1 pseudogene is annotated in these 3,393 nt (G+C 38.5%); it reads right to left on the reverse strand.

Annotation, left to right across the window (positions count from 1 at the left end):
* Positions 1 to 2,756 (reverse strand): annotated as a pseudogene (locus tag ACFIL8_RS08490) (hypothetical protein); the annotation flags it as partial.
* Positions 2,757 to 3,393 lie beyond the last annotated feature (637 nt).

The raw sequence follows: 3,393 nt of genomic DNA on the forward strand, positions 1-3,393 counted from the left end.
GTTAAAGCAACATCTGTGACTTTAATATGCCCACCGCTTTTTGCAAGCAATGCCATGTTTGTTGCGGTTACAGTTCCTCCCGTCATTGTGATTGCACCACTGTTTTCTGCATTGAGCCCGATGAAAGCATTATTAATCGTTGTCTTTCCATCCAATTCAATCAAGCTTTCAGGATCGGAGGTAGCTGCACCGTATCCGTTACCATACATCGTTGTTAGAGCAACATCTGTGAGCTTAATATGTCCTCCGCTTTTTGCAAGCAATGCCATGTTTGTTGCGGTTACAGTTCCATCTGCCATTGTGATAGTACCACTATTTTCTGTATAAAGTCCGATGAAAGCATTATTAATCGTTGTCTTTCCATATAATTCAATCAAGCTTTCAGGATCGGAGGTAGCTGCTCCGTATCCGTTGCCATACATCGTTGTTAGAGCAACATCTGTGAGCTTAATATGTCCTCCGCTTTTTGCAAGCAATGCCATGTTTGTTGCGGTTACAGTTCCACCCGCCATTGTGATAGTACCACTATTTTCTGTATTAAGCCCGATGAAAGCATTATTAATCGTTGTCTTTCCATGCAATTCAATCAAGCTTTCAGGATCGGAGGTAGCTGCTCCGTATCCGTTGCCATACATCGTTGTTAGAGCAACATCTGTGAGCTTAATATGTCCCCCGCTTTTTGCAAGCAATGCCATGTTTGTTGCGGTTACAGTTCCACCCGCCATTGTGATAGTACCACTATTTTCTGTATAAAGTCCGATGAAAGCATTATTAATTGTTGTCTTTCCATGCAATTCAATCAAGCTGTTAGGATCGCTTGTCGCGGCACCGTATCCGTTGCCATCCATTGTTGTTAGAGCAACATCTGTGACCTTAATATGTCCACCGCTTTTTGTAAGTACTGCCGCGCTTTTCCCAGTTACAGTTCCACCCGCCATTGAGATAGTGCCACTATTTTCTGTATAAAGTCCGATGAGAGCATTATTAATTGTTGTCTTCCCATCCAATTCAATTAAGCTTTCAGGATCGGTGGAAGCTGCACCGTATCCGTTTCCGTCCATCGTTGTTAGAGCAACATCTGTGATCTTAATATATCCACCGTTCATGGTAAACAATGCTGCGCTTTTTGCAGTTACAGCTCCTCCCGTCATTATGATGACACCACTGTTTTCCGCATCAAGTCCATTTATAGCATTAGTAATCGTTGTCTCTCCATCCAATTCAATAAAGCTGTAAGGATCGGTGGAAGCTGCCCCGTATCCGTTTCCGTCCATCGTTGTTAGAGCAACATCTGTGACCTTAATATATCCACCTTTTTGTGCAAATAATGCTCTATTTCCTGCAGTCACTGTCCCTCCCATCATTATGATTGTAGAGAATAAACCGTCTGCATAGAGTCCATCACCATCAGATGATGTAACTTGAACGCTGCCTTCTTTACTATTGGCTAAAGTAATGAAGCTGCCGTTCATTACGTATAGCCCTGTGTGTTCTCCATCAAATGCTCCTCCTAATATCGTTACTTGTGAACCATCTTCTGCCGATATGCTGGTGTCTGCTTGCGTAATGGTTACATTTTCTAAAGTGAGATGACTTCCGGCAAAGGCCGTTATTCCTGTGTATAAAAACTCTTCTTTTTCATTTTCTAATTCACTTTCCCATCCAGGGTCTAATTCATTGTCCGATGTTTTCACACTTTCTAGCTTGTCTTGATCACTTATGCTGGTATTTGCATAAGTAATGGTTACATTTTCTAATTTGTTTTTATCGCTTTTACTCTCATTGAAGAACGCACCAGTTTCAAAAGCCGTAATGGTTCCTCCAGTCATTGTGATTGTGCTACCGTTTGTTGCATAAAGCCCAATTACAGCGTCATTAATTACCGTATTTCCGTGTAGTTCAATTGTGCTGTCAACATCATTAGCTATTGCACCGATTCCGGTGCCATCTTTTTTTAAAGTAACATCTGTGACGTCAATATGTCCGCCATTTTCTGCAAGTAATGCTGTATTTTCTACAGTGACTGATCCTCCTATCATTGTGATTGTGGATTGTGCACCATTTGCATAGAGTCCGTCACCATGAGATGATGTAACTTGAACACTGCCTTTTTTATTATCGGCTAATTCACTATAGGTTAAAGTAATAGCGCTGCCTTCCGTAGCAGATATTCCTTTGAGTTCTCCATCAAATGCTCCTCCTAAAATCGTTATTTCAGAATGATCATTTGCAAATATACTGGTGTTTGCTTGCGTAACCGTTACGTTTTCTAAAGTAACTTTGCTTTTGTTGTCGGCATTTATTCCCTTGTCCATGAAGTGGTCATCTTTACCGCTTGATATTGTTACACCTTCCAGCTTGTTTTTATCATTCATACTGTTTTCGAAGAAAGCGCCAATTTCAGAAACCGTAATAATGCCTCCAGTCATTTTGATTGTAGCACCATCTTTTGCATTAAGACCGAGACGAATGTCAAAATCAGTTCCTTTAATGGCTGTGTCTTGCAGTAATGTAATCGCACTGCCAAAACCGTCAGCTGTTACAGCATAAATATCCGTGTCTTTATTCCCAACCACAGTTAAATGTGTGCCGGTAATTTCCCCGTTGTCTTTTGCATGAATAATCTCATACGTTGTGTTAGATACTTCTTTTTTCTCGCCGGAAACTTCAAGAGTTTCAGCATATACATTGATATGGGTGTTGAATAGCATGACAGCTATGACAGCTGTGCAGCATAAAAGGGATTTTTTACACATCAAGATTTTCCTAACTTATAAGAGCCACACACTCTTCCCCCGCTTATAAGAAGGATATCAAATGGATGGATATTTTAGAGATGGAACGTGAATAGGATATTTTTATTTTTGTGTAAAGTATAAATTAACTTATACATTTAATATATAATGTATTATATTTAAATTCATTTAGTATTAAATGAATACATTATGTTAATATTATATAAGTATTATAAGTTTTTCTATTTAAGATATGTGTTATGTTTGCATAAAACTTGTTGCTTATGCTTAAAGAAAAGGAGTAGGCAAGAAAATTTCAAAAAACTGTATGCTTGAGCCTGATAGAGATCTCTTCCAACATCATGAAACCAAAGATGATACCATAGCTTTCATGTTTTTCTTTAACACGGTTACGATAAAATAGCGCTCATTGATTTTTCAATCGACTTTTAGTTTTTTTAAGGGATATTTTTACTAGTTAAAAGCGCGATATTTTATTGTCTTGAGTTTTTTAACTAATTTTCTTAAAGAAAAATGTTGGCGGTGTGTACTGGTAGAAAAGAATAGGGGAGAGATAAAAAGGCAGCATATTGTGCTGCCCTTTTTATTAAATTGAATAGAATGAATAGGCTATTTTTACAGCCTTGATTTAAAACTG

This window comes from Bartonella sp. AP57NXGY (assembly GCF_042195805.1).
In the GTDB taxonomy this organism is placed as follows: Bacteria; Pseudomonadota; Alphaproteobacteria; order Rhizobiales; family Rhizobiaceae; genus Bartonella.